This window comes from Emticicia sp., assembly GCF_049241225.1.
In the GTDB taxonomy this organism is placed as follows: Bacteria; Bacteroidota; Bacteroidia; order Cytophagales; family Spirosomataceae; genus Emticicia.
This window is the reverse complement of sequence record NZ_JBMLRC010000431.1, coordinates 20,689-25,106: the sequence shown is the minus strand read 5'-3', so window position 1 is coordinate 25,106 and position 4,418 is coordinate 20,689. Positions and strand designations below refer to the sequence as shown.

5 protein-coding genes are annotated in these 4,418 nt (G+C 39.3%); 2 read left to right on the top strand and 3 right to left on the bottom strand.

Features of this window, described 5'->3' with window-relative positions:
• Positions 1–350: hypothetical protein (locus ACOVO2_RS22510; protein WP_421772130.1), on the bottom strand; the 350-nt coding region annotated here is incomplete at its 3' end.
• Positions 351–542: 192 nt separating this feature from the next.
• Between ACOVO2_RS22510 and ACOVO2_RS22505 the strand changes: the two genes are divergently transcribed.
• Both ACOVO2_RS22505 and ACOVO2_RS22500 read left to right on the top strand, forming a co-directional pair.
• The gene (locus ACOVO2_RS22505; protein ID WP_421772129.1) at positions 543–1,895 is read left to right on the top strand and encodes an MATE family efflux transporter; all 1,353 of its coding nucleotides are present in this window, start codon (positions 543–545) and stop codon (positions 1,893–1,895) included.
• Between the two features lie 51 nt (positions 1,896–1,946).
• Positions 1,947–2,549: a ribonuclease HII gene (locus ACOVO2_RS22500; protein ID WP_421772128.1), complete on the top strand. Its 603-nt coding sequence runs from the start codon at positions 1,947–1,949 to the stop codon at positions 2,547–2,549.
• Here the strand turns inward: ACOVO2_RS22500 and ACOVO2_RS22495 are convergent.
• A complete protein-coding gene (locus tag ACOVO2_RS22495) occupies positions 2,521–3,357 on the bottom strand; it encodes a sugar phosphate isomerase/epimerase family protein (RefSeq protein WP_421772127.1) in 837 nt (278 codons plus the stop codon). The genes ACOVO2_RS22500 and ACOVO2_RS22495 overlap by 29 nt on opposite strands.
• 168 nt (positions 3,358–3,525) lie before the next feature.
• Entirely contained in the window at positions 3,526–4,305 is a 780-nt protein-coding gene (locus ACOVO2_RS22490; RefSeq protein ID WP_421772126.1) for a TIGR00266 family protein, read from the bottom strand.
• Positions 4,306–4,418: the final 113 nt, after the last annotated feature.

Genomic DNA, 4,418 nt, shown 5'->3' with positions numbered 1-4,418 from the left:
GTCAAAGTTTTAGTGCCTGCCGAATAGACAATATTAGTAATAGCATCTTGGTTGAGTTTCAGACTGAGGGTATCGCCGTGGCGTTTCATGGGTAAAGTCGCAAATTCAGCTTGGCCATTAAAAACCATGATAGAGTCGCCTTTTGTATGGTCATAGATGAGTTCGGTGGCATAAAAAGTATAGTTTTCGGCCACATTTTTGGGCGAATGAGATGCTTCGAGGGCTTCGAGATATTCTTGGTTGAGCCAGTGTCCGTCAAGGTTTGCGGGTGCTGAAGTTTCTTGTTTTGGAGTATTGCAAGCGTTTAGCAGCACACAAGCGACAAACGTAGGCAGGAGTAGTTTTTTCATAAAAAGTAGGACAAGTTTTTAACTTGTCAAATCGTAGAAATTGGGTGCTAAAATACGTGAATTTTTAGTTTTAATGCTTATTTACAAAAATATTATCGTTACTCTACACACACAAAGTTAATGATACTGTGCTAATTCTTGAATAAAATTTTGCGACCTTTGTGGCCAACATTACACTCTATAGAAAATTCTATGCCGATTTTTTCACAACATTACCAAGAAGAAATAAAGAAAACCTTTTTGTTGGCTTTGCCGATTGTTATTGCTCAGTTGGGTGTGGTTTTGATGGGAGTTACAGATAATATCATAGTAGGGCGGTACATTGGCAAAATTGGACTTGGTTCGTCGGGCATTGCTAATTCTATTTCGTTTCTGATTGCATCTATCGGTATGGGTGGGCTTTCGGTGGTTGCACCGTTGATTTCTAAGGCAAAAGCCGAGCGTAATGTTCCCGAAATTAATCGACTTTTTAGAGCAGGAATCAAAGTTTCGCTTTGGTTTAGTTTGATATTGGGCATTGCGGGTTTTGTTTGCATTTATTATTTCGAGATTTTTCAACAATCGCCCGAAATAAATGCTCAAGCCCCCGATTTTATGGCCATTATTATCGTTTCGAATGCCTTTATGTTTGTTTTTGCGGCGGCAAAACAACTTTCTGACGGCCTATCTCGCACTTACGTGGCAATGATGATAACCGTTTTGGGGTTAATTTTTAATTTAATTTTTAACATAATATTGATAAATGGTTATTTAGGTTTTCCGAAAATGGGTTTGATTGGTGCGGCTGTTTCAACACTTATTACCCGAATCTTGATGATGTTGGCTCTTTTCGCTTATTTATTCAATACAAAAACTTTCAAAAAATACCTTCATTCTAAATATAAATCACTGCAAACCAACGATTTGGTATTGATGATTTTTAAAATTGGTGTGCCAAGTGGACTTCAGTTTTTCTTTGAAATCGCAGCGTTTTCGTTGGCCGTAATTATGATGGGTTGGCTCGGTGAAAACCAGTTAGCTGCTCACCAAATTGCTATCAATGTGGCCTCTACAACCTACATGATGGCATCGGGTTTGGGCATTGCGGGCGGAATTAGGGTAGGCGAGGGGCGTGGGCTAAAAGATGTACTAAAAATCAGATTTTCGGGCAATGTGGCTTTGCTTTTGGTTGTGATTTTCATGACGGCCATGATGTTGGTAATTCTAATCTTTAATCGTTTCTTGGTTGAGTTATATATATCTGATAATGAGGTGATTGATATAGCGATGAAGCTGATGTTGGTGGCTGCAGTGTTTCAGCTTTCTGATGGCGTTCAAGTGGTTTCGTTGGGTGTTTTGCGTGGAATTTCTGATGTAAATATTCCGACTTGGATTACGATGTTTGCCTATTGGGGGCTTTCGTTGCCTTTGGGTTATTTACTGGCTTTCAATTTCGATATGGATGCCATCGGTATTTGGTTTGGGCTTTTGGCTGGACTCACGGCATCGGCAGTTTTACTTACCGTTCGTTTTTATTATTTGATTAAGAAAATGAAATTGGAGTAGTATAAAAATTACTCGTTCATTCACTCATTCACTCATTCGCTCATTAGATTTATGCTCCGTTCGTACTATAATATTGATGCCATAGAGGCAGGGCTTGATGAAGCTGGCCGAGGTTGTTTGGCTGGGCCAGTAGTGGCTGCTGCCGTAATTTTACCTAAAGATTATACGCACGAGTGGCTCAATGATTCTAAACAACTGAATCACCAGCAACGAGAAAAACTAAGACTTGAAATTGAGCGAGATGCCATTGCTTTTGCAGTTGCCGAGGCATCTAATGAAGAAATCGACCAAATAAATATCCTAAAAGCCAGTTTCTTGGCCATGCACCGTGCAGTTGATGGTCTAAATCTTCGCCCCGAACATTTACTGATTGATGGAAATCGTTTTACGCCTTATCCACTTATTCCGCATACGTGTATCGTAAAAGGCGATGCGAAGTTTTTATCTATTGCTGCTGCTTCAATTTTAGCAAAAACCTATCGTGATGATTTAATGACAAAACTTGCTTCCGAATTTCCACATTATCGTTGGGAGCAAAATGCGGGTTACCCAACACCATTTCATAAAAAAGCGATAAAAGAGCATGGTTTTACGCCCTTTCATCGCCTTACTTTTCGTAGTGAAATTAAAACTTCAATCCTTTCAGATAAATAGCATCGCTTTTCATGCTTTCGATTGGTCCAACAGGATATTCTTCTTGTTCGACCAAGAAATACTTGATACCACTATCTTTGGCTGCACGAAGTAAACCTTTATAGTCAATAATTCCTTTTTCGAGGTCGGTTTGCTGAGGTTTAGGGTCTTTGGTAGCCAATTGCTTGATGTGACAAAGTTCGTAGCGATTACCATATTGTTTCAAATGCTCAATGCTATTTTCGCCTGCCGCTTCGCTCCAGCACATATCCAATTCAAAACATACGATTGATGGGTCGGTATTTTCAAGCAAAATTCTTTGTCCTTTAATGCCATTAGCATTTTGGAAAGAATAGGCATGATTGTGATAACCGTATCGTAGGCCGTATTTTTTACAGATTTCACCATTTTTTGTGAATGCTTGGGCTTTCTGTTTCCATGCATCAGCCGAAGGCTGCATTCCGATACCTGGGCAAATGATATATTTCAAGCCACCTTCTGCACATTTGGCAATCATTTCTTCGTTGGTATCGGGCAAGCCTAAGTGTGTACTTACCATTTTTACACCAATATCGCCCAAATAGGCTTTTGCGTCTTTTGGAGCCATGCCCCAGAACGGATCTTTCGAGTAGCTTTCAAAATATTTATAACCCATATCAGCCAATTGCTTCATATAGTTTTTAGGGTCTTTCGGAAGTACATCACGGATACTGTAAAGTTGGCAACCAAATTGTTTTAAAGAGCCTTTGGCTTGCAAATCATTGGTCAAAAATGCCAAAGCGGCCAACGAAGTTGATTGTTGCAAGAATTTTCTGCGATTGATAATCATTGTAGTAATTTGAAGGTCATATTAAAAAGAAGGAGCAATTTAGTAGATTTATCATAGATAATTGCCAGTTATGAAAATAAAAATAGCAGCTTATTTTACTAAGGTGCTATTAAACTTTTCTCCATAGAAAACCCATCGCTATGGAGAAAAGAGTACTATTTGTTTTTATTACCCTTCAAATAAGCTACCTAAACCGCCCAAAACCGAGCCATTTTCTTTGGTAGCATTGCCACCATAAGGAGAAAGACGTTGAATGAGTTTAGAAATTGGTAATGACTGAATCCAAACTTTTCCCGTGCCACGAAGTGTCGCCAAGAAAATACCCTCGCCACCAAAAACCATTGATTTCAAACTTCCCGAACGCTCGATATCAAACTGAAGTTGTGGCTCGAAACCAACCACACAGCCAGTATCAATTCTGAGTGTTTCGTTGTTAAGTTGGCGTTCGATTACAACTCCGCCCGAGTGAATAAATGCCATGCCATCGCCTTGTATTTTTTCGAGAATGAATCCTTCACCACCGAAGAAACCAGCACCGAGTTTTTGATTAAAATGAATCGAAATGCTCGTACCCATTGCCGCACACAAAAACGCATCTTTTTGCACGATAAGCGTATTGCCCATGATTTTTGCTAAATCAACGGCTTTGATTGTACCAGGATACGGAGCGGCAAAAGCCACTTTACGCTTGATATTTGAGCGGTTGGTGAAGTGAGTCATAAAAATCGACTCTCCCATCAATGCCCTACTACCTGCTTGTAATAATTTTCCAAAAAGACTTTGTTGTGGCTGTGAGCCATCGCCCATTTTGGTTTCAAACATGATTCCGTCTTCCATGAAGAGCATTGAGCCAGCTTCAGCAATAACGGTTTCGTTTGGGTCAAGTTCTATTTCGACGATTTGAATATCTTCGCCAAAGATTTTGTAGTCAATTTCGTGAGAACGCATGGAATTAATTGAGTTTTAAAATTTAATGAAGCTAAGATATAGGATATACCTAAATCTATCAAAAAAATCTACACAAATGAGGGTAAGCCAATGAAGAAAGGTTATTTTTGAAA

Coding starts and splice junctions, on each gene's coding strand:
- ACOVO2_RS22505 (WP_421772129.1), top strand. CDS start 543: ATGCCGATTTTTTCACAACATTACCAAGAAGAAATAAAGAAAACCTTT.
- ACOVO2_RS22500 (WP_421772128.1), top strand. CDS start 1,947: ATGCTCCGTTCGTACTATAATATTGATGCCATAGAGGCAGGGCTTGAT.
- ACOVO2_RS22495 (WP_421772127.1), bottom strand. CDS start 3,357: ATGATTATCAATCGCAGAAAATTCTTGCAACAATCAACTTCGTTGGCC.
- ACOVO2_RS22490 (WP_421772126.1), bottom strand. CDS start 4,305: ATGCGTTCTCACGAAATTGACTACAAAATCTTTGGCGAAGATATTCAA.